The organism is Rhizobium sp. T1470 (assembly GCF_042140505.1).
GTDB classification, from domain to species: Bacteria; Pseudomonadota; Alphaproteobacteria; order Rhizobiales; family Rhizobiaceae; genus Rhizobium; species Rhizobium favelukesii.
This window is the reverse complement of sequence record NZ_CP148091.1, coordinates 1,110,957-1,131,921: the sequence shown is the minus strand read 5'-3', so window position 1 is coordinate 1,131,921 and position 20,965 is coordinate 1,110,957. Positions and strand designations below refer to the sequence as shown.

General features: G+C 61.1%; 17 protein-coding genes and 3 pseudogenes. 8 read left to right on the top strand and 12 right to left on the bottom strand.

The genetic code is table 11. The features are described from left to right. Positions 1-15: 15 nt before the first annotated feature. From apbC to WGT02_RS05675, 3 genes are all read right to left on the bottom strand, one after another. Complete coding sequence (apbC, locus tag WGT02_RS05685) at positions 16-1,170, bottom strand: iron-sulfur cluster carrier protein ApbC (RefSeq protein ID WP_024314314.1); 1,155 nt, start codon at positions 1,168-1,170, stop codon at positions 16-18. Positions 1,171-1,687: 517 nt separating this feature from the next. Then, positions 1,688-2,419, bottom strand: a complete 732-nt coding sequence (locus WGT02_RS05680; protein ID WP_024314315.1) for an autoinducer binding domain-containing protein — start codon at positions 2,417-2,419, stop codon at positions 1,688-1,690. 196 nt (positions 2,420-2,615) lie between these two features. Beyond that, the gene (locus tag WGT02_RS05675) at positions 2,616-3,410 is read right to left on the bottom strand and encodes an IclR family transcriptional regulator (protein WP_024314316.1); all 795 of its coding nucleotides are present in this window, start codon (positions 3,408-3,410) and stop codon (positions 2,616-2,618) included. A gap of 108 nt (positions 3,411-3,518) precedes the next feature. Here WGT02_RS05675 and WGT02_RS05670 point away from each other — a divergent pair, with 108 nt between their 5' ends. The 5 genes from WGT02_RS05670 (at position 3,519) to WGT02_RS05650 (ending at position 7,611) form a co-directional block, all read left to right on the top strand. Then, positions 3,519-4,280, top strand: coding sequence for an SDR family oxidoreductase (locus WGT02_RS05670; protein ID WP_024314317.1), 762 nt, complete (start codon positions 3,519-3,521; stop codon positions 4,278-4,280). Continuing rightward, positions 4,280-5,197: a 2-dehydro-3-deoxygalactonokinase gene (locus tag WGT02_RS05665; RefSeq protein ID WP_024314318.1), complete on the top strand. Its 918-nt coding sequence runs from the start codon at positions 4,280-4,282 to the stop codon at positions 5,195-5,197. Before WGT02_RS05670 ends, WGT02_RS05665 begins: the two co-directional genes overlap by 1 nt. 16 nt (positions 5,198-5,213) lie before the next feature. After that, positions 5,214-5,846, top strand: coding sequence for a 2-dehydro-3-deoxy-6-phosphogalactonate aldolase (locus WGT02_RS05660; protein WP_024314319.1), 633 nt, complete (start codon positions 5,214-5,216; stop codon positions 5,844-5,846). Between the two features lie 5 nt (positions 5,847-5,851). After that, positions 5,852-6,739, top strand: a complete 888-nt coding sequence (locus tag WGT02_RS05655) for an SMP-30/gluconolactonase/LRE family protein (protein ID WP_024314320.1) — start codon at positions 5,852-5,854, stop codon at positions 6,737-6,739. A 251-nt stretch (positions 6,740-6,990) separates the two neighbouring features. Continuing rightward, entirely contained in the window at positions 6,991-7,611 is a 621-nt protein-coding gene (locus tag WGT02_RS05650) for a PRC-barrel domain-containing protein (protein WP_208248706.1), read from the top strand. A gap of 50 nt (positions 7,612-7,661) precedes the next feature. Here the strand turns inward: WGT02_RS05650 and WGT02_RS05645 are convergent. From WGT02_RS05645 to WGT02_RS05635, 3 pseudogenes are all read right to left on the bottom strand, one after another. Continuing rightward, positions 7,662-8,542 (bottom strand): annotated as a pseudogene (locus WGT02_RS05645) (putative bifunctional diguanylate cyclase/phosphodiesterase). Continuing rightward, positions 8,537-8,917, bottom strand: a pseudogene (locus tag WGT02_RS05640) (diguanylate cyclase domain-containing protein); the annotation flags it as partial. The pseudogenes WGT02_RS05645 and WGT02_RS05640, both read right to left, overlap by 6 nt. A 225-nt stretch (positions 8,918-9,142) precedes the next feature. Beyond that, positions 9,143-10,863: pseudogene (locus WGT02_RS05635) on the bottom strand (response regulator). A 176-nt stretch (positions 10,864-11,039) separates the two neighbouring features. On the opposite strand from WGT02_RS05635, the gene mutL reads away from it, so the two are divergent. Both mutL and WGT02_RS05625 read left to right on the top strand, forming a co-directional pair. Then, positions 11,040-12,851: a DNA mismatch repair endonuclease MutL gene (mutL, locus tag WGT02_RS05630; protein WP_208248709.1), complete on the top strand. Its 1,812-nt coding sequence runs from the start codon at positions 11,040-11,042 to the stop codon at positions 12,849-12,851. Between the two features lie 68 nt (positions 12,852-12,919). Next, complete coding sequence (locus tag WGT02_RS05625) at positions 12,920-13,150, top strand: DUF2093 domain-containing protein (RefSeq protein ID WP_007799169.1); 231 nt, start codon at positions 12,920-12,922, stop codon at positions 13,148-13,150. Positions 13,151-13,201: 51 nt separating this feature from the next. Here WGT02_RS05625 and lpxK read toward each other — a convergent pair whose 3' ends face one another. The 6 genes from lpxK to WGT02_RS05595 form a co-directional block, all read right to left on the bottom strand. Beyond that, complete coding sequence (gene lpxK, locus WGT02_RS05620) at positions 13,202-14,242, bottom strand: tetraacyldisaccharide 4'-kinase (protein WP_024314325.1); 1,041 nt, start codon at positions 14,240-14,242, stop codon at positions 13,202-13,204. Positions 14,243-14,348: 106 nt separating this feature from the next. Next, a complete protein-coding gene (locus WGT02_RS05615) occupies positions 14,349-15,062 on the bottom strand; it encodes an HAD family hydrolase (protein ID WP_208248713.1) in 714 nt (237 codons plus the stop codon). A gap of 13 nt (positions 15,063-15,075) precedes the next feature. Further along, a complete protein-coding gene (gene waaA, locus WGT02_RS05610; protein WP_208248715.1) occupies positions 15,076-16,395 on the bottom strand; it encodes a lipid IV(A) 3-deoxy-D-manno-octulosonic acid transferase in 1,320 nt (439 codons plus the stop codon). A gap of 134 nt (positions 16,396-16,529) precedes the next feature. Then, positions 16,530-16,775, bottom strand: coding sequence for a DUF4170 domain-containing protein (locus WGT02_RS05605; RefSeq protein ID WP_024314328.1), 246 nt, complete (start codon positions 16,773-16,775; stop codon positions 16,530-16,532). Between the two features lie 61 nt (positions 16,776-16,836). Then, positions 16,837-17,646 (bottom strand): 3'(2'),5'-bisphosphate nucleotidase CysQ, encoded by an 810-nt coding sequence (locus WGT02_RS05600; RefSeq protein WP_024314329.1) that lies wholly within the window; start codon positions 17,644-17,646, stop codon positions 16,837-16,839. 17 nt (positions 17,647-17,663) lie between these two features. Then, complete coding sequence (locus WGT02_RS05595) at positions 17,664-19,010, bottom strand: TldD/PmbA family protein (protein WP_024314330.1); 1,347 nt, start codon at positions 19,008-19,010, stop codon at positions 17,664-17,666. A 118-nt stretch (positions 19,011-19,128) separates the two neighbouring features. On the opposite strand from WGT02_RS05595, the gene WGT02_RS05590 reads away from it, so the two are divergent. Next, on the top strand, positions 19,129-20,937 hold the full coding sequence (locus WGT02_RS05590) for a monovalent cation:proton antiporter-2 (CPA2) family protein (RefSeq protein WP_208248716.1): 1,809 nt from the start codon (positions 19,129-19,131) through the stop codon (positions 20,935-20,937). Positions 20,938-20,965: the final 28 nt, after the last annotated feature.

The following is a 20,965-nucleotide window of genomic DNA, read 5'->3' as shown; positions in this document are numbered from 1 at the left end:
GCGGCGGCGAAGCGTTCACTCGAAAACAATCGCCGGCGCGGCCCTCTGCGGCTGCCCACCGAGCTGCTGCCAGACCTTGGCGGCGATCTCTCGATAGATGCCGGCGACAATGCCGTTCGGTTCGGTGGCAACAAGTGGCGTTCCGGCGTCCGACGTCTCGCGGATGTTCATCGTCAGCGGCACTTCGCCGAGGAAAGGAACGCCAATGCGTTCGGCTTCCTTGCGAGCGCCGCCATGACCAAAGATATCATAACGCGTGCCGGTATCGGGCGCGATAAAATAGCTCATGTTCTCAACGATGCCGAGCACGGGAACCTCGACCTTCTTGAACATGTTCAACCCCTTGCGGGCATCGACGAGGGCGAGATCCTGCGGAGTCGAAACGATGACGGCGCCGGCGAGCGGCACCTGCTGTGCCATCGTCAGTTGCGCATCGCCGGTGCCGGGCGGCATATCGACGACAAGCACATCGAGCTCGCCCCAGGCAACCTCGCGCAGCATCTGCATCAGCGCCGATTGCACCATCGGGCCGCGCCAGATCATGGCCGTGTCCTCGTCGACGAGGAAGCCCATCGACATGACCTTCAGCCCGTAATTTTCCATCGGATTGATGATACGGCCATCGATCTGGGTGGGGCGGCCGGAGATCTTCAGCAGCCGCGGCATCGACGGGCCGTAGATATCGGCATCGAGAATGCCGACACGCAGACCATTTGCCTGGAGACCGAGCGCAACATTGACGGCGGTCGTGGACTTGCCCACGCCTCCTTTACCCGAGGCAATGGCGATGATGGCGTTGATACCGGGAACGCCGAGCTTGCCCGCGCGGGGCTGCTGTGGCGGCGCGTGTGCATGGCCATGGTGGTCATGTCCCGCCTGGGGTTGAGGGCGCGAAACGGGCGCCGCGCCTGAACCGGCCTTCTTGTCTGCCGTCAGCGCAACCAGCGCTCCCTTGACGCCCGGCATCTCCTTGATGACCCGTTCGGCCGCGAGGCGAAGCGGTTCCAGCTCCTTGGCACTCTCCGCCGGAACGGTAATGGAGAAATAGACCTTGCCATCGGAAATGAAGACATCAGACACCATGCCGAGCTCGACGATATCGTGTTCGAGATCGGGGCCGCGGACCGTCTTCAGCGTTTCGAGAACTTGTTCCTTCGTGACGCCGGTCATTCCATCCTCACTGCCCATGTTGGCATTCTAGATAGAGGAGCGCCGCGCCTTCGCCAAACAAAATCGTTGATCAGATGGCAATTGAGGGAAACGAGGCCAACCGAAAGGCCACTGCGTCCACCAAGTCCGCCGGGCTTTCGCCCTGATGGTCGCAACGGCCTTCCAGGATACCGAGGTAAGCCTTGCGAACTAGAGCAGGCGCGGCAAAAGGCCAGCACAAAACGCCCATTGGAAGACCAGGCGCAGGGGAATGCCGTCAACGGCGTGTCCCAAAAGCAACAACCGCCGCCGACGCCCAAGCCCGAGATCAGGCACCGTGGCGTCGGCTGGCGGTGTGCGGTCGCGCCGTTTATCCGGCGTCGTTCCCAGGTCCCCTCTGGACCGCTGGAGATAAGGAAGCAGAAAGCGTGCCAATTGGCAAACATTCGCAAATGCCGATGTGACCTTGTGACAAAGTGGTCGGCATTGGCGAAGATTTAGGCGCGAATGCCAGTGGAGCCCACAATTTGCGCAACCCTTACTTTATGAGGCCGATCCGCAGTGCCTTGGCGACTGCTTGTGTGCGGTTCACCGTATCGAGCTTCTTGGTCGCGCGGTTGAGGTAGTGGTTCACCGTGTGTTCGGACAGGCTGAGGATTTCGGCAATCTCAACGCTGGTCTTACCGGCGGCAGTCCAGTTCAGACAGTCGATCTCGCGATCGGTCAAGGTGCCCGTGACCCGATTGTCATAGCTGCGGATCTCTGCCAGCCGGTCGAAGACGTGGATGGAAATATAGTGGAGTTCGCGCATTTCCTCGGCGGTGAATGCCTCGCGATCGCCTGAAAATGAAACGGCACCGCGGCCACCGGAGGCCTCGTGGGTTGGAAAATAAGCGCAACGCATCATGCGAAAGCGTTCAAAGAGCGCCTTGACGATGCCAGCCTTTCCATCAGGCCGATCCAGCTTTGCCTGTGACACGTCGTTGAAGAACGGCGTGGTCGAGGTCCGGAGCCGCTTCATGACTGGGCTGTTGGCCACCAGTCCTTCGTGATCGTAGGCGGCAAGAAGTTCCACCGGCCAACTCGAGATGACTGCGTTACTCTGCAGATCACGTGCCGTCACGGAGGGGATATTGAAGACCATGAAGGCCCGCGCACGATAGGCTTCCGTTACTTTCTTCATGAAGCGGAAAATATCGAACTGCGTTTTCAGTGCGGCGATCTCACTAACGTGGACGTCCACGGAAGATCCTGGCTGCGATGGGGTCATTTACTTATTCGACTCGAAAGATGGATTGCTGAAGGAGGCGACGTCTCGTCCGCGCCGTCGCTAATTTGTATCGCCGGTGACGATTTACCAGCACATACACCCCAGGACGGGGGATTGACGAGCGTCAATTGTGATGATTCGTCAGAAAATCTCAATATTATGCTTTAGGTGGGTACCTGCCGATCGTGGGACATCGTCAGCGACGAGGACCAAGCCCGATGCGCATCGCCTCCATGATCCGTTCGGCCGACTGCTGGATCGCAGCCGCCCATTCCGAAAGCCTTTCCACGGTGAGCCGGTAAGCCGGGCCAGTTACGGAAACGCCGCCGACAAGCGACAGGTTTTCCGACCAAATCGGGGCAGCAATGCACCGGATCCCGACCTCGTGCTCCTCACGGTCGAAGGCATGACCCTGCCTTCGTATCTCCTCAATCTCGGCAAGAAGCGACTCGGCCGTATGGGTGTTGGCCGTGAACCGATGGAAGGCGAGGTCCGCCACCAACGCCTTAACCCGCTCTCTGGGCAGGATGGACAGGGCAGCCTTGCCTACACCGGTGCAATAGACCGGTGAGGCGTTGCCGATCTGCGAGTACATTCTGACAGGCTGCTGCCCTTCGAATTTGTCGAGATAGATGATCGAGGTTCCGCGCAGCACGCCGAGGTGAACGGTTTCGCCGGTCAGATCCTGCAGAGCTTTAAGATGCGGCTCCGCAATGAGACGGAACTCGTTGCGCGCCCAGCTGCGAGAGGCGAGATCCAATAACCGCAAGCCCGGCGAGTAGCGGCCGTCTGCATCGATCTCAAGCAGGCCCTCCTCCACGAGATGGCCCAGCTGACGGTGAACCGTACCACGGGGCTGATTGGCGCCCGCCAGTATGTCGGTGAAGCGCATAGGCTCGTCTGCGTGGGTCACCCGGTCGAGAAGGACCATCAGCTTACCGAGGGTGCCCGTGTCGCGCGCCTCGGATGCACTCTCTTTTGCCGCACTCATCCTTGCCCCAAACGCCTTGACAGAGACGCCAGGGTAATTGGATAATTCCACATAGTCAAATTGAGTTCCAAATAATAGAACTACGGCCGGGAGGAAATAGTGGTGGACATTGTTGCGCAGTTTCCGGAATTCAGGGATCGCACGGTCCTGATCACGGGCGGCGCGTCAGGCATCGGGGCAGCGATTGTTGGGGGCTTTGCCAGGCAGGGCGCCAAGGTTTCCTTCATCGACATCGATGAAACGGAAAGCCATGACCTTGTCGAGAGGCTGTCGCGCGACACGCTCCACCCCGTTCGCTTCCACAAGGCGGATTTGCGGGATGTTGCAGCCATCCGCAGGACGGTCGATGAGGTTGTCGCTCACTCCGGCCCGATCAGCGTACTCGTCAACAATGCCGCGCGCGACGACCGGCACGATTTCGAGGCGGTGACCGAGGAATATTGGAACGACAACCAGGCGATCAATCTGCGCCACGTCTTTTTCACCACACAGGCTGTTGCGCCCTCTATGCGCGCCGCCGGCGGCGGCGCGGTGATCAACATGTCGTCGATCGCCTTTCTCCTTAACATGCCCGAATTCCCTGCCTATTCAACAGCAAAAGCGGGTGTGATCGGGCTGACCAAGAGCATGGCCGGCAAGCTCGGACCTGACAACATCCGCGTCAATTGCATTCTGCCGGGGATGATCGTGACAGATCGTCAAATGAAACTCTGGCTCACCGAGGAAGGCATTGCTCGGACCGTGCAGCGCCAGTGCATCAAGAAGGTTCTGCACGCAGACGCCATCGTTGGTCCGTGCCTGTTTCTGGCGTCCAGCTGCGCGGCAGCGATCAGCGCACAATCCCTTATTGTCGATGGAGGCATTTTCTGATGGCGAACCCCGCTTATGTCGCGGTGGATTGGGGAACGAGCAGTTTCCGGCTCTGGCTGATGGGCAAGGATGACAGCATCCTTGGCGAAAGCCGCAGCAACGAAGGCATGACCACGGCTGCGAAGACCGGCTTTGCCGACGTTCTGGCCTCGCACTTGGCCAAGGTGAATGCGCCGGAAAATCTTCCGGTCATCATCTGCGGCATGGCAGGCGCAAAGCAGGGATGGGTCGAGGCAGGCTATGTCGACGTCCCGGCATCGCTTCCTTCTATCTTGACCGGCGCGGTATCCGTTCCCGGTCAGAGCCGGGACGTGCGTATCCTTCCGGGATTAGCCCAGAGGGATCAGGAAAGGCCCGATGTCATGCGTGGCGAGGAAACGCAGCTTCTCGGCGCGCTTGGCCCCGCAAGCACCGGATCACAGGCGGTCTGCATGCCCGGTACGCACTCGAAATGGGTGCATGTCAAGGATGGGCGGGTCACGGGCTTCTCCAGTTTCATGACCGGCGAGCTTTTCGATGCGATCTCCAAGTATACGATCCTGTCACATGCCGTAGCCGGCGCCGATCAGACGCTGGCAGATGAGGCAGCTTTCGAAACGGCGATCAGGGTAGCCTATGAGCATCCCGCAATGGCGACCAACCTCTTCTTTACGGCGCGCTCGGGCCAGCTGCTGCACGGTCTGACCGCCGCGGCCGCACAGGCCAAGATCTCCGGAACCCTGATCGGCCTCGAAATTGCGGGCGCCATGTCAAATGCCGGGACCGGCGTCAATATCACCCTTGTCGCCGCCGGGCGGTTGCAGGGCCTTTATGAAGCGGCCTTCAAGGCACTATCTCTATCCTTTAACACGATCGACGCTGATACGGCCGTCCGTGGCGGCCTTACTGCCGCCGCCAAAGCCATTTGGCCGAACTGAAGAAAGCACCAAAGCGATGAACCGCATCCCTTTCCCCACGATGAAGCGCCCGCTGATTGCCATTCTACGCGGGATTAAACCCGAAGAAACCGAAAGCGTGGTCGGCGCACTGATCGAAAACGGGGTGACCGCGATCGAAATCCCGCTGAACTCGCCCGAGCCCTTCAGGTCTATCGAGATCGCCGCGAAAATGGCGCCTGCCGATTGTCTGATTGGCGCCGGAACCGTACTGACCACCGAAGCCGTCGACAGCCTCCACTCCGCGGGTGGCAAGCTGCTGGTTACGCCGAACGTCGAGCCTGAGGTCATCGTGCTCGCCCGCAACTACGGCATGGTCACGATGCCCGGCGTCTTCACGCCGACGGAAGCGCTGGCTGCAGCCCGCGCCGGCGCGACGGGGTTGAAATTTTTCCCGGCCAGCGTTCTGGGACCGTCCGGCATCACGGCAATCCGCGCAATTCTGCCGCCGGAGCTCGTGATCGCAGCCGTCGGCGGTGTCTCGGACAAGAATTTCGCTGATTACACCAAGGCCGGCATTCATGCCTTCGGCCTCGGCACCAGCCTGTACAAGCCGGGAATGACCGCCGCAGAGGTTGCCGAGCGTGCCAAGGCGACCATTTACGCCTATGACGCAGCGGTAGGAGCTTAAGGCCTATGACGGAAATTCATGAGTTCGCGGGCAGGACACTCTGCAACACCAACTCCGTGCTGGGTGAAGGCCCCACCTACGATCCGGACACGAACACGGTCTGGTGGTTCAATATTCTCGGCAAGGAGCTGCACGAGCTGAACCTTTCGACGGAAGAAAAGAAGGTGCACGCACTGCCGATGATGGCGAGCGTGCTCGCCCGCATCGATGCGGGGCGCCAGCTGCTTGCGACCGAACAGGGCCTCTTCGTCCGCGACACGAAGAGCGGCAACCTCACCTTCTATGCGGCAGTCGAAAGTGACAAGCCGGAAAACCGCTCGAACGACGGCCGCACGCATCCATCTGGCGCACTGTGGATTGGCACGATGAGCAAGCGGGCGGAAACCCGCGCAGGCGCCATCTATCATGTCGCCAGCGGTCGCGTGACAAAGATCTTCGACGGCATCAGCATTCCGAACTCGATCTGCTTCTCGCCGGATGGAACGATGGGATACTTCACCGACACCCGCCTCAGCCGCCTGATGCGGGTGATGGTCGATGCGCAGACCGGTCTGCCGACCGGTGAACCGATCGTCCTCGTGGATACCATGGATGAGCCGGGCGGCATCGACGGTTCTGTCGTCGACGCCGACGGATACATCTGGAACGCGCGCTGGGGTGCCGGCACGGTCGATCGCTACAGCCCGGACGGACTGCGCATATCACGTTACAAGGTGCCGGCGGCCCAGCCATCCTGCCCTGCCTTCATCGGAACGAACGGCGACCGCCTCGCAGTCACTACGGCGTGGGAAGGACTGGATGACGACGCGCGGTCCATGCAACCGCAGGCTGGATCCCTGCTTGAGCTTGACGTCACGGTGAAGGGCGTTTTTGACCCCGTTTATCTGATCTGAAGCGACACCGGGCACAATAGTAAGGGCGCCTGCCTGCGGCGCCCTTACTGTTCCCCGGTATGGTTGAGTTTAAAGCCCTGTGCAGCAGCTGCGCTAAAAGTTCCGCGAAATTAGCAATTTTTGCGCGATTTTTTTCGGGAACCAATAGAATTCTCATTCATTTCGATAGGAACTGGCCAATGTGGACGCCCGACTGCGAAGGACGGCTGAACTGGCCAGAGAACATTATTGAACTGAAAGGTAGGTTCGAAATGACCCGCAAACTTCTCACAACCGTTGCCGCTGGTGCCCTGTTTGCCACGGCTTTCGCACCGGCGGCATTCTCACAGAGCGCAACCCAGCCGGCTGATCCGAACGCTCCGGCCACACAGGTGGCGCCAAGCGATCCGGCAGCTCCGCCGAAGGTTCCAGGTGCCACGGCTCCGGCACCGGCTGGTGACGCTCAGGCTCCGGCACCGGCTGCCACGACCGACACTGCGAAAGCGGGTGGCGGCTCATACCTGACCGAGCAGGCTGCCGACCAAGTGAGTGCCAACACTTATATCGGTCAGTCGGTCTATAATGGTCAGAACGAAAGCATCGGTAGCGTCAACGACCTGATCATGAAGAAGGACGGCGGCTTGGTAGCAGCGATCGTCGGTGTCGGCGGCTTCCTCGGAATCGGCGAGAAGGACGTGGCCGTTCCGATGGATAAGATCACGATCGCCCAGAACACGCAGGACGGCAGCGTCAAGCTGACCACCTCTGAGACCGCCGAATCGCTGAAGGCCGCTCCGCAGTTCAAGACGCTTCAGATGCTGGCAGCCGAGAAGGCCCCTGCGCCAGCCGGCACAACAGACACGACGGCCACAGGCTCGACAACGAACAAGTAAGATATGCGCAGTGAGGACCAGGTGGCGTCCGGAAGGGCGCCATCGCCATTTCAGGCGCTGACGCGATCTGACGTATCGTAGTAATTTTCGTGCAGGAACCGCAGCGTCGCTATGCCATCGGCGGGTTTGCCGAAGTGATAGCCCTGCCCCATCCCGCAGCCGAGCGAGCGTAGCTTGACGGCCTCGGAATAATCCTCAATTCCTTCCGCGACCACTTCCAGGTCAAGCCCCTCGCACATCGTGAGGATGGCCTTGATGATGTGCTCGGACGCGCGGTCGGAGTGATCCGCGACACGAAGGCACGATCGATCTTGATCTTGTCGAACATGAAATCACGCAGGCGACCGAGGCTCGACTGGCCGGTCCCGAAATCATCCAGCGAGATGCGCACACCCGCCTGGCGCAGATCGGCGATGATCCGATTTGCCGTATCGGCCGAGCCCATCACCGCAGTTTCGGTGATCTCCAGTTCGAGCCGGTGGGGGTCGAAACCGACCCGGCCGAGGATCGACAGGACACTGCTGCTCGTGCCCGGATCCATCAACTGCGCCGAGGAGAGATTGAAGGAGAGGAAGAGTTCGCGCGGCCAGGAAAGTGCCGCTTCCGCCGCCTTGCGTAACAGCGCCTCAGACAAAGCGTCGATGAAACCGCGTTCTTCCGCGAGCGGGACGAAGACACCCGGTGAAACGAAGCCCAGATCCGGATCGTTCCATCGCGCCAGAGCTTCGAAGCCCACGACCTGGCTGTTGCCGAGTGCGACGATCGGCTGAAAATGCACGTCGATCGCGTCGGAGATGATGGCGTTGCGCAGCGCCTGTTCCAATTGCGTCGCGCGCTTCATTTCCTGGGCGATCTCGCGGGAATAGACGGTGATCTGGCCACGGCCGCGCCGCTTTGACCGGTAGAGTGCGGTCTCAGCGCTTTTCAGCAATTCCTCGAACTCCTCGCCGGCAAAGGGATAGATCGAAAACCCGAAAGATGCCGACAGCCTCACATTGCGGTCGCCAAGATCGTATGGCGCCGATAGCACCTCGCGGATCATCTGGCCGAACTTCTCGGCGCTGGCCCGCTCGAACACAAGCGGCAGGACAAAGGCAAATTCGTCGCCGTCGTGACGCGTGACCAGGGCGCCATCCGGAATGCAGGCCTTCAGGCGATGGGCGACCTGGCAGAGAATCTCGTCGCCCGCCGATGAGCCGAAGAGATCGTTGATCGGTTTGAAGGAATCAAGATTGGCGATGCCGATCGTAAAGGGTGCCGGATCGCTCGCGCGTTCCGCGGCGATCTGGGCAATCCGGTCGCGCATGCGGTAACGGTTGCCGAGCCCGGTCAGCGGATCGGTATAGGCCATCGTCTGAAGTTCATTCTGACTTACGGGCACCAAAGGCATTTCAGCCGACATCATTATTCAGACCCAGACTGCACCAATGCGGGAAAGGATGGCGGGCAAGTCTTAAGAATTCGATAGTGGAGCGGCCGCGTTGAAACCGTGTTCTGTCCCAAGATTTAGGGAGTTGACGCGCTTTGTTCGTCACAGATTGGCCTGTCTGATATCCCCGGCAAGGTATTTCTGAAAGATCCCCTGAAGAATATCGGGGCTCACCGGTTTCATGATCACATCGTCCATTCCGGCCTTTGCGCACTCGGCTCGATCACGCTCGAAAGCCTGAGTAATAACGCCGATAATCGGCGTTCTTGAACTGCCACCTTCCTCTGTCTGGCGGATCAACCGCGCCGCTTCGAAACCGTTGAAGCCTGGCAACGATATGTCCATCAGGATGATTTTCGGCTGATGCTCGGTCCATAGGCGGACCGCTTCATCGCCGCTTGGAGCGATCAGATATCGGTAGCCGAGACCCTCGAGGATCTGCGAGAAAACGATCTGGTTGATGTCGTTGTCTTCGGCGACGAGCACGTCGAGCGTGTTCATCTCCTCGACGGTCGTGAATTCCCAATCGGCGTCGACGCTCTCGGCGACTTGGCCGTGATTGCTGCGATTGAAATGGCGCGCGATCTGGAAGGTGAGCTCATTCGCGAGCTGGAAGCCATCCATCACCAGCACCGGGAGGCCGTATTGCTTGGCGAGCTCCAGGCAACGCATGCCAAGCTGATTGTCGATCACGAGCAGGTCGAGCGAGATGCCGGAAGAGCTCGCGATTTCCAGGAAGTGCTCCTCCTCGTCCTCGCCACGGACCGAACAGGCCTCGAAACCGTATTTGGCGAGGGTTCGTAGCGCCGCTGCTTCAGCCACGACATCCGACGTCACCACCAGGATCTTGCGGCCCGAGAAGTTCTCCGGGACGATCGCCTCCATGGCCGCCGGTTCGCGACGCTCGCCGCTGCCGTTCATGGGAACGTAGGCGCGCCGATAGGAATTCTTGCTCGACGTTATGACCGTCGATGCGAACCGGAATTCATCGAGATCGGCGCCGTCGCGCGGCAGGTCCTGCATTGTCGAGACGAGGAAATAGCGGCCTGGCTTGCCGATGCGGTGCTTGCGCGTGACGATATCGCGTTCCACGCCGTCGCGGGAGACCTGCCGCTGGCGGGAAACCGACATCTCACCGGTCTCCAGAACATGGCAGTCGCTTTCCTCGAAGCGCTGGGCCACCTCCTTGGAGAACAGGTCGCCGCTCTTACGGCCGAGCACTTCATCGACCGTCGTCTGGTACTTCTCGCAGAAGGCGATGTTGATAGCGACGTAATTCAGATTGCGGTCCTTGACGAAGAGCGGGAACGGCAAATTGTCGAGGATATCCTCGGTAAGCTGCACGCGCTCGAGATCGGAGCGCCACTGTTCCTCGCGCTTCTTGTCCTCGGAGATGTCCTGGATGACGCAGACGCCATAGCCGCTTGCAAGGCGTCGCTTGCCAAACCGAATCCAGCGATCGGTACCGTGCCGTTCGACGGCTTCGAAGCGTTCGCGCCAATGCGAGGCGATCTTCTGGGACAACCAATCCTCACGGCTCAGCGCACCCTGATTGCTGGCCGACGGCGTGCGGATGCCGGTGTCGTAGATCGCGCCCAGGAAGTCTCGCAACCGCGTCCCCGGCCTCAGCATGGTCGCCGATATCGGAAAGAAATGAGGACCTGACGGCTCGCAAAGATCATGTGGTCGGTCTTGTCGTAGACGATGAAAGCGGCGTCGAGGCTCTCGCAAACCGCGTCAAATAACGCCGTCTGCAGGCTGGTGCCAGCCGGCATTTCGCTGCCCACAGATGATGTGTCCGCTTTTTCGAAGCCGGCACTCATTCTTACGCGTCCCACATCTGTCCGATTTAAACCCAGTCCTCGGAATTAAGTCGCAAAATGGCACCTTTGTCTTAAGGCGCGCTTAACGTTAAGCAGCCGGAATTGGAGCGTGCAGAACAGTGATCGCCGACGCTTTCACACTTCCCTCGGCGCCGCGAATCCAAGACAATAGGCGGATGGCCATCAGACAGCTTTCAGAGACCCTCATCAACCAAATCGCCGCCGGCGAAGTCATCGAGCGGCCGGCGAGCGCTGCCAAGGAACTGATCGAAAACGCCCTTGACGCAGGGGCGACGCGCATCGAGATTGCGACATCCGGCGGCGGCAAGAGCCTGCTGCGGGTTTCAGACAACGGCTCCGGCATGGATGTTGCCGATCTGGAGCTTGCCGTACGGCGGCACTGCACCTCCAAGATCTCCGATACGCTCAACGACATCCGCACGCTCGGCTTTCGCGGCGAGGCGCTGCCATCGATCGGCTCGGTGGCCCGGCTCAGCATTTCCAGCCGCCGCCGCGACAGCGCAGGTGGCAACGAGATAGCCGTTGAGGGCGGCAGGATTGCGTATCTGCGACCATCGCCCGGCAATCCGGGCACGATCGTCGAGGTTCGCGATCTCTTCTTCGCCACACCCGCCCGCCTGAAATTCCTCAAGACCGAGAAGGCAGAGGCTGCGGCGATCACGGAAGTCGTCAAGCGCATGGCGATCGCCTTTCCAGGAGTGCGTTTCGTGCTCTCCGGGACTGACCGCACGACGCTGGAATTACCGGCGACGGGCGACGACCACCTGGCGCGCATGGCGCAGATCCTGGGCAAGGACTTCCGCGACAATGCCATCGAGATCGATGCCGAGCGGGAAGGCATATCGCTGACCGGCTTTACCGGCGTACCGACCTTCAACCGCGGCAACTCGGCCCACCAATACGCCTTCGTCAACGGCCGCCCGGTGCAGGACAAGCTGATCCTGTCGGCGATCCGCGGCGCCTATGCCGAGACGATCCCGGCTGGCCGCTATCCGGTCGCCGTGCTGTCGATCGCACTCGATCCGGTGCTTGTCGACGTCAACGTGCATCCGGCCAAATCGGACGTGCGCTTCCGCGACCCGCAACTGGTGCGTGGCCTAATCGTCGGGGCCGTGCGCGAAGCGCTGGCACGTGGCGGCAGTCGAGCAGCGACAACGGGCGCAGACGGGATGCTGCGTTCCTTCCGGCCCGGGTTCCACGCAGGCGTCCAACGGCCGCAACAGCCCTGGTCGGCCGCGACATCCCCCTCGCGCCCATTTGACCAGGCCGCGAACAGCGGCTTCGGGGAACGCCCGCAGGCTTCCTTCGACGGACTGGCGACGCCCACCGCACGCAGCGACGCCGCGACGCCTCCGAGAATGCCCGCGCCAGAAGAGCCGCCGCAGCGCTATCCGCTGGGTGCCGCCCGGGCGCAGATCCACGAAAACTACATTGTGGCGCAGACGGATGATGGTCTCGTCATCGTCGACCAGCACGCTGCGCATGAACGCCTGGTGTTCGAGGCGATGCGCAAGGCACTGCACTCGAAGCGGCTTGTCTCGCAGGTGCTTCTCATTCCTGAAATCGTCGATCTGCCTGAAGAGGATTGCGATCGGCTGATGCAGTTTGCCACGGAGCTCGGCGAGCTGGGGCTGGCGATCGAACGCTTCGGCCCAGGCGCGATCGCAGTGCGCGAGACACCCGCCATGCTCGGCGAAGTGGACGCCACGGGGCTCATCCGGCAGTTGGCGGACGAGATCGCCGAATGGGATACGGCCTCCGGCCTGTCGGCAAAGCTCGAATATGTGGCCGCGACCATGGCCTGCCACGGATCCGTGCGCTCAGGACGGCGACTGCGCCCGGAAGAAATGAACGCGCTTCTGCGCCAGATGGAAGTCACCCCCGGTTCCGGACAGTGCAATCACGGACGCCCGACTTATATTGAGCTCAAGCTTTCGGATATCGAGCGGTTGTTCGGCCGCAGTTGAAAAAGCTGGAAAAGGCCGCGGCGGCGCGTTATGGCAGGGATGTGACAGCCTGTAAGGAAACGGAGCGCATGAATTTGTTCGAAGGGAATGGAAACCGCGAAGCGCAGATACGCTATCTCGATGCGGATTTTCAGATCCTGTCGCCGGGCTCCTACGTCGTCTGCGCGATTACCGGCAGGCAGATCCCGCTTGATGAACTGCGCTACTGGAGTGTCGCGCGCCAGGAACCCTATGCCGATGCCGTGGCTTCGCTGGAGGCAGACAAGCGCGCTGGCGTTTTGCCCAACCAGAAGCGTTGAGCGCAGCGCGGCGGCAGATTCGCTTGCCACGCCTTCGAAAAGACATGCTGTTTAGGCCTTCCGCCCTTCCCTCAAACGCCGGTCGCGGCATGCGTTGATCGCCCGGTCGATGATAAGCCCTGGCGCCAGGGTGTCCGCGAACGCCATCTCCACCTCGATCACCCGGCATTTTGAAGCAAGCTCCGCGGCTTTGCCATGATGGCCGGCGAGGCGAACGAAATCCTTTGCGGTCGTAACGATCTGAAGGCCATCGCGTTCTGCCGTTGAAAGTATGTCGTCGATCTCATCATCAGTCAGATGCTCGTGATCGCCGAACGAGCGGCGAGCGACGATCTGCGCGCCGACGGATTCGGCCGTGCGGAAGAATTTCGACGGATCGGCAATACCTGCGAAGGCCAGCACGCTGCGGCCTGAGAGATCGGCGCTGTCGCAAACGTTCAGCGAGGCCGTAAAATACGGCTTGGCGGCGCGCGCGGCGATCCGAACGATGTTGTCGGCGGCCTCGCCCACGCCAACCTTGAGGAGCGCCGTGGCATAGCGCAACTGCTGGCGGATGGGCGCGCGCACAGGGCCGCCCGGAACGATGTGGCCGTTGCCCAGCCCGCGCGTCGCATCGATGACCAACAGCGCGTAGTCGATCGCCAGCCGCGCACTTTGGAAGCCATCATCCATGATGATCAGGTCCGCACCCTCCTTGACGAGGCGCTGGGCGCCTTCCACGCGGCGGCGGGAGATCACGGTCAGAGCTTCGCGGGCAAGCAGCAGGGGTTCGTCACCGACCGCTAGTGCACGGTGATGCGCCGGATCGACGACCGTTGTGACGTCGAGCGAACCGCCATAGCCGCGGCTCAGGAAACCGGGGTTCAGCCCTTTCGCCTTTGCCGCGCGGGCGATGGTCAGCGCCGTCGGCGTCTTGCCAGCACCGCCGACGGTGAAATTGCCGACGCAGATGACGGGCACCGGAACTGAGGCGCGCTTGGCGTTGGCCATGCGATAGCCGGCAATGCGCCCATACAGGAAGGAAATCGGATAAAGCGTCCAGGCACGCCAATCGGCTTTCGACCACCAGAAGGGTGGCGCTTCGGATACCATTTTCCCCGTCCTGCCTTTCGGACCCCGAGCATCATGCTGACGGGCTACGTCCTCGACCGGGCGGAAAGAGAAGGTAATTTTCAAGAAAAAGCAAGCCCTTGGTCCATCAGGCAGGCTGAAGATCGGGCAGCAAGCCTTCGAGCTCGGTGATGTCGTTTAGACAGTAGTCGGATGCGGCGGCGAGCGATTCGCGCGAGCCGGTGCCCGTCAGCACGGCCACGGTGACGCCGACCTTGGCGTTGCGGCCCATATGCAGATCGTGGTTGTTGTCACCGACGACGGCGACCGCGGAGGGGTCAAGGTCGGTCGCCGCGCAGAAACCAAGCACCATGCCCGGCTCCGGCTTGGTGCCGAAGCCACTGTCGTATCCGGCCACGTAATCGATGAACGGCGGAAAACCAAAACGCTGGGCGGTCTGCCTGATCGAGCGCTCGTTGTCGCTCGAGGCAACGCCAAGGCGAAAGCCACGCGCATGCAGGCGACCAAAAAAAGCGGCAAGATCGGTGACCGCGACGGAAAACTCGGCGGCGTGAGAAAAGAGATCGTCCAGCTTGATCGTGAGCTCTATTGCGTCGAGCTTCGAACCGGCAGCGATCAACCCTTCCGAAATCTGACGCGTGTTGCCGGCAGCAAGCAGGCTGTCGGGGACGATGTGGCCAGTGACCGGATCCATCCCGCAAGCCAGGAGCAGCCGGTCCGCAAGTTCGGGATCGCCTTCTGAAGCGATGCGCGCCAGTTCGCGGTTTACCGGCAGCCAGCTCTCGTCGTAGTCGAGAAGCGTGCCGTCCTTGTCGAAGAGAATCCCTTTGATCGCTTTCATGTCCGCCCCGCCCTCAGCGCTGCACAGCCGCCTTCGGCAACAGCCTCGCCTTCACCGTCAGCGGATTGATATAGGGCTCAAGGCCCTTGACCGTCGCTGTCAGCGCGCCACGCATTTCTTGCACGGCGCCGATCCCGGCCTCGATCATGTTGCGGCGTGCGTCGTCGTTGGTGAGCAAATAATGGACACCCTTGGCGAGCATCTCCGTATCGCGGACCATGCGCGCGCTGCCACGGCGCGCCAGCTTCTGATAGGCTTCTCGGAAATTCTGCACATTGCTGCCCGACAGGACCGCGCAACCCAGCATCGCCGGCTCCAGCGGATTTTGCCCACCCTCGGCAAAAAGCGAACGGCCGACGAAGGCAACCTCCGTCAAGCGCAGGTAGAGGCCCATTTCGCCGATCGTATCTCCGAGGAACACATCGACATCAGGCGCAAGCGCATCGCCGCGGGTGCGGCGGGCCACCTTGAGACCCAGCTTGACGAGCTCGGCTTCAATCTCCTCGGCGCGCTCCGGATGGCGGGGAACGATGATCGTCAATTGCCCATTTCGTTCCTTCAGCGCCCGATGAACGATGCCTGCGGCCTTTTCCTCACCGTCGAAGGTGGAGATTGCCGCCCAGGTCTTGCGGCCGCCGAGCTGCTTCTTGTAGTCGGCGAATACTTCAGCATCATAAGGCGGAGCGTCGGTATCGACCTTGAGATTGCCCGACATCATGACGTGGCGCGCGCCAAGATCGTGGAAGCGCTCGGCGTCGACATCTGACTGCGCAATGACGAGCGCAAGGTTTTCGAACAAGGCCTCGGCAAGTGCCGGACGCCTGCCCCATCGCTCGAAGGAGCGATCGGACATGCGAGCGTTGACGAGTATCTGCGGGATACGGCGGCGGCCGAGTTCCATCAGGGTCGCTGGCCAAATTTCGGATTCGGCGATCAGCGCGCAGTCCGGCTGCCAGTATTCGAGGAAGCGGCTGACGGCCGGCTTCAGGTCGAGCGGCACATACTGGTGGATCGCGTCGTTGCCGATACGCTCAGCGGCCAACTTGGCGGAGGTGATCGTTCCCGTCGTCAGAATGACGTGGATGTCGCGGCGGCGAATTTCCCGGATCAGCGGAATGACGGCGTTCGTTTCACCGACGCTTGCGGCATGAAACCAGACCAGCGGTCCGGCCGGGCGGTCGGCGCTGGCGTAGCCTGAGCGCTCCAGCCGGCGCGCATGGTCTTCCTTGCCCTTGGCCGCCCGATAGGCGAGGTATCCCCCGACGAACGGCGTCAGCAACGTTCCCGTTGCCTGATAGGCGCCCAGCGCAAAACGCGCCATGCGACCGCTCATCTGCCAATTCTCCGATCACAAATGATCGACATCACCCATTCCCAATTATTGTTGCGGCCGCAATGGCCGATCAGTTTGTCCAGAATGCGTCAGGCAGTCGGTCGGTTCGCGGCTCTCGATGAGCCGCCACCAGGTTACTGCGCAGACTTGCTTTCCGGGTCCAGCAAACGGTGCATGTGGACGATGAAGTAGCGCATGTGCGCGTTATCCACGGTCGACTGCGCCTTGGCCTTCCAGGCCGTCAGTGCGCTGGCATAGTCCGGAAAAATGCCGACGATATCGAGGTCCTTCAGATCGCGGAACTGAACTTCGTCCAAGCTTTCCAGTTCGCCGCCGAACACGAGATGCAAGAGCTGCTTTTTGCCGCCGGATTCCGTCATTTTCTTCTCTTTCTGCTCTATTCTCCTCCGCCGCTTCATCTGAGGGATTTTGACGGAAACGTCAACTGCCTCGTCGTTCACCGATCCCCCTCAAGAGATCGGCGAGTCGCGGGGCGGTGGCGGCGCAGAGTTCGCCGTGGCTGACCTGAATGCGGTTATAGAGCGGCGCCTCACCCTGGAGGTCGACAAGCCGGCCGCCGGCGCGCTCCAAGATCAAATCGGCGGCGGCGAGATCCCAATCGTGTGAATTGTGCTTGACGAAGGTTCCGTCGATCTGCCCGTCGGCAACCATGGCGATGCGATACGCCAAGGACGGTACGTGCCTGACGCGCTCGATACGATGCTTGAGCGCTTCCGGAAATGCCTTGAGCACGTCTTCGGCGATCGCAAAGCGCCCCGGTGCATCAAGCGGTGTTGTCGATACGGTTATCGGTCGACCGTTCTTCAACGCCACGCCACCTTCGACCGCCTCATAAAATTCTTCCAAAGCCGGAGCGTAGAGAACTCCGGCGACAGGCCGGCCATGGCGCACCACCGCGACACTGACGCACCATAGATCCTGGCCGGCCAGGAATGCCCGCGTGCCATCGATCGGATCAATGATGAAGAGTGTTTCCCGTGACAGGCGATCGCCATCGTCATCGGTTTCTTCGGAGAGCCAGCCATAATCCGGCCGGGCTGCACGGAGGATGGATTCGAGCTTCTGATTGGCTGCGAAATCGGCGGCGCTGACGGGCGATCGCCCCTCGTTCTTCCACCAGACTTCCGGCGATTGATTGAAGTAACCGAGTGCGACATCGCCGGCTTGCCTGGCAGCATCTGCGATCAGTCCCAGATCGCTCCGCCAGAGGGCTGTGTCCTCGTCAGTCATTTCGGCAATCCAATCCATCAGCGCCCGGCGAGCGTCATTCCTTCGATCGCAAGCGTCGGAGCGGCGACACCGAACTTGCGGTCGATGTCGTTTGCAGGCGTAACCCGCATGAACATGTCCTTGAGGTTCGAAGCGATCGTCACCTCAGACACGGCAAAGGTCAGTTCGCCATTCTCGATCCAGAAGCCGGTTGCACCGCGGCTGTATTCACCAGTGATCATGTTGACTCCCTGACCGATCAACTCGGTCACGTAGAAGCCGCTGCCGACACTGCGGATCAAGTCCTCCGGGGAGATGTCGCCTGGCTCGAGAGCAAGGTTCGTCGCCGATGGCGTCACTGAATTGCCGCCGCGCACGCCGCGGCCGTTGGTTTCCATTCCGATCTCGCGGGCAGTCGAAGTGGAAAGGAACCAGTGCTTGAGGATACCGTCCTCGATCATCAACAATCGTTCACCGGATACGCCTTCGCCGTCGAATGGTCGCGACGACGGGCCCCGGACGATAAGCGGATCGTCCGAGATCGAAAGCCCCGCTTTCAAGACCAGCTGGCCCATCTTGTCGCGCAGGAAGCTCGTCTTGCGCGCGACGGAAGCGCCGTTGATGGCCCCGGCAATGTGTCCGACAAAGCCGCGCGCAACCCGCGGATCGAAAACAACCGTGACATCTTTGCCCGTATCCACCTGGCGCGGGTTGATGCGCTTGACCGTGCGCTCACCTGCTCTGCGGCCGATCTCCGCGGCATCATCCAGCTCGCCGAAATAGATGCGGCTGTCGAAATCATAGTCACGCTCCATGGCCGTGCCTTCGCCAGCGATAACGCTGACGGATCGGCCGAAGCGCGAGGCCATGTAGCTGCCTTCGAAACCGTGGGAGGTAACGAGCACAAGGCCGCCCGTGCCGGCAGAAGCCCCGGCACCGGACGAATTGGTCACGCCCTTGACCGCAAGTGCCGCAGCTTCCGCCTCAAGGGCGGCGTCGCGCAATTGATCGGAGGAGACCTCGGTCGTATCGAGAAGCTCAAGGTCCGCATAGGACTTCGCGAGCTTGTCCGCATCCGCCAGGCCGGCGAACGGGTCTTCCGGCGACACCTTGGCCATCGCCACGGCGCGTTCGGCGAGAGCGGAGAGATCGAAGCCGGGATTTGCGGACACGCTTGCAACGCGCTTGCCGATGAAGACGCGCAGGGAGAAATCGTCGCTTTCGGACGATTCCGTGCCGTCGACCTTGCCGAGGCGCACGCTGACCGATTGCGATCGTGAGCGCACGACCACCGCATCTGCGGCGTCGGCACCAGCCTTCTTTGCCAGGTCGATCAGTTGGCTGGCGCGGGAAAGAAGCGTCGAGGAGTCGATTTCTGAGGACATGATTTGGCCTTTCCTTCGCGTTCCATTTATTGTGCACTACGAAAAGCATCAAGGCCGCGTGCGCCGATTCTTTTGCCCGCCGCTTGAATGCCTCCCCGCGTTGAAAGAAACTCGCCGCATGTCAGAGCCCAACACTCTTTTTACAGAGACTATCCTGCTGCTCGGTGGCGCCGTCGTTTCAGCGCCGATCTTCAAGCGCCTCGGGCTCGGCACAGTGCTCGGCTATCTGGCCGCCGGCGTCGTGATCGGCCCGATCTTCCACGGGCTGACGGATGGCGAGCAAATCTTGGACGTTGCCGAACTCGGCGTCGTCTTCCTGCTGTTCATCATCGGACTGGAGCTGAAACCTAGGCGTCTCTGGCAGATGCGACGCGACATTTTCGGGCTCGGAACCGCCCAGGTGGTGACGACAGGCCTGTTGCTAACGCTGCTGACCTATCTCTCCGGCGTTCTCGACTGGCGCGGCAGCATCGTCGCAGGTCTCGGGCTTGCACTCTCCTCCACCGCGTTTGCCATGCAGATTCTCGAGGATGAAGGCGACGTGAATACCCGTTACGGGCAGCGTTCGTTCTCGATGCTGCTGTTCCAGGATCTTGCGATCGTACCATTGCTTGCCCTTGTCAGCATCCTCGACGGCGGCAAAAGCAGCGGAACGCCTTTGCTGGACTTCGCGATTGCGATCGCCGCCGTTGCCGCGATGATCGTCATGGGGCGCTATCTGCTCACCCCGCTCTTTCAGATCATTGCCCGTACGGGGGCCCGCGAGGCAATGATCGCCGCTGCCCTTTTCGTGGTGATGGGGTCGGCAAGTCTGATGCAACTTGCCGGACTTTCGATGGCGATGGGCGCCTTTCTTTCCGGCGTGATGCTGGCCGAGTCCTCGTATCGGCACGAACTGGAAGCCGATATCGAGCCCTTCCGCGGCGTGTTACTCGCTATCTTCTTCATTGCGGTGGGGTTGTCGATCGAGCTGCAGGTGCTGCGCGACAACGCGCTCTTCATCATCGTCGCCGTACCGGTCGTCATGGCCGCGAAGGCGCTGGTTATCTACTTTCTCTGCCGCGCAACCGGCTCGCCTCATGACGACGCCATTCGCATCGCTTTCCTACTGCCGCAAGGCGGCGAATTCGGCTTCGTCCTGTTTTCGGCCGCCGGTATTGCGGGCCTGATGCCAACGAGCACGGCCTCGCTGCTGATAGCGATCGTCACTCTTTCCATGGCGCTCACCCCGATCGGAACGATGCTGGCCAAGCGGCTGTTGTCGGGCAAAGAGCAGGAAACGCTGGATGAGGATTTCGAGGGAGCGGGCGCCGACGTGCTGATGGTCGGCTTCTCGCGTTTCGGGCAGATCGCCGCTCAGATCCTGCTTGCGGGCGGTCGCGACGTGACCGTCATCGACTTTTCAGCCGATCGCATCCGGCAGGCTTCGTCCTTTGGCTTCCGGATTTATTTTGGCGATGGCACCCGCAAGGACGTGCTGAGGGCGGCCGGCATCGATCGTGCGAAGATCGTCGTCGTGAGCACGCAGAAGCGCGAGATCACCGACAAGATCATCGAACTGGTGCAGGCGGACTATCCACACGCCAAGATCTTCGTGCGCTCCTATGACCGCATCCATTCGATCGCGCTGCGCAACCTCAACGTCGACTATGAACTGCGCGAAACACTGGAGTCCGGTCTGCTCTTCGGCCGGCGAACGCTCGAGGCATTGGGCGTCAGCGAAGCGGACGCTTATGAAATCGGCGAGGATATCCGCAAGCGCGACGAGCAGCGCCTTGTGCTTCAGGTCTCGGAAGGACTGCAGGCCGGTCGCGACATGCTTTTCTCCAAGCCGGTTCGACCCGAACCTCTCGTCAAACCAAAGCGCGCCGCGAACTTCGACGAGGATCCGTTGGCGGGCACGGCAGAGGTAACCGCCGATGCGTAGATCAGGATTTCAGCCGAAAGACCGCTCA

Excerpts from the sequence above, each read along its gene's own strand:
- apbC (WP_024314314.1), bottom strand. The coding sequence starts at position 1,170 with ATGACCGGCGTCACGAAGGAACAAGTTCTCGAAACGCTGAAGACGGTC.
- WGT02_RS05680 (WP_024314315.1), bottom strand. The coding sequence starts at position 2,419 with ATGACCCCATCGCAGCCAGGATCTTCCGTGGACGTCCACGTTAGTGAG.
- WGT02_RS05675 (WP_024314316.1), bottom strand. The coding sequence starts at position 3,410 with ATGAGTGCGGCAAAAGAGAGTGCATCCGAGGCGCGCGACACGGGCACC.
- WGT02_RS05665 (WP_024314318.1), top strand. The coding sequence starts at position 4,280 with ATGGCGAACCCCGCTTATGTCGCGGTGGATTGGGGAACGAGCAGTTTC.
- WGT02_RS05660 (WP_024314319.1), top strand. The coding sequence starts at position 5,214 with ATGAACCGCATCCCTTTCCCCACGATGAAGCGCCCGCTGATTGCCATT.
- WGT02_RS05655 (WP_024314320.1), top strand. The coding sequence starts at position 5,852 with ATGACGGAAATTCATGAGTTCGCGGGCAGGACACTCTGCAACACCAAC.
- WGT02_RS05650 (WP_208248706.1), top strand. The coding sequence starts at position 6,991 with ATGACCCGCAAACTTCTCACAACCGTTGCCGCTGGTGCCCTGTTTGCC.
- mutL (WP_208248709.1), top strand. The coding sequence starts at position 11,040 with ATGGCCATCAGACAGCTTTCAGAGACCCTCATCAACCAAATCGCCGCC.
- WGT02_RS05625 (WP_007799169.1), top strand. The coding sequence starts at position 12,920 with ATGAATTTGTTCGAAGGGAATGGAAACCGCGAAGCGCAGATACGCTAT.
- lpxK (WP_024314325.1), bottom strand. The coding sequence starts at position 14,242 with ATGGTATCCGAAGCGCCACCCTTCTGGTGGTCGAAAGCCGATTGGCGT.
- WGT02_RS05615 (WP_208248713.1), bottom strand. The coding sequence starts at position 15,062 with ATGAAAGCGATCAAAGGGATTCTCTTCGACAAGGACGGCACGCTTCTC.
- waaA (WP_208248715.1), bottom strand. The coding sequence starts at position 16,395 with ATGAGCGGTCGCATGGCGCGTTTTGCGCTGGGCGCCTATCAGGCAACG.
- WGT02_RS05605 (WP_024314328.1), bottom strand. The coding sequence starts at position 16,775 with ATGACGGAATCCGGCGGCAAAAAGCAGCTCTTGCATCTCGTGTTCGGC.
- WGT02_RS05600 (WP_024314329.1), bottom strand. The coding sequence starts at position 17,646 with ATGACTGACGAGGACACAGCCCTCTGGCGGAGCGATCTGGGACTGATC.
- WGT02_RS05595 (WP_024314330.1), bottom strand. The coding sequence starts at position 19,010 with ATGTCCTCAGAAATCGACTCCTCGACGCTTCTTTCCCGCGCCAGCCAA.
- WGT02_RS05590 (WP_208248716.1), top strand. The coding sequence starts at position 19,129 with ATGTCAGAGCCCAACACTCTTTTTACAGAGACTATCCTGCTGCTCGGT.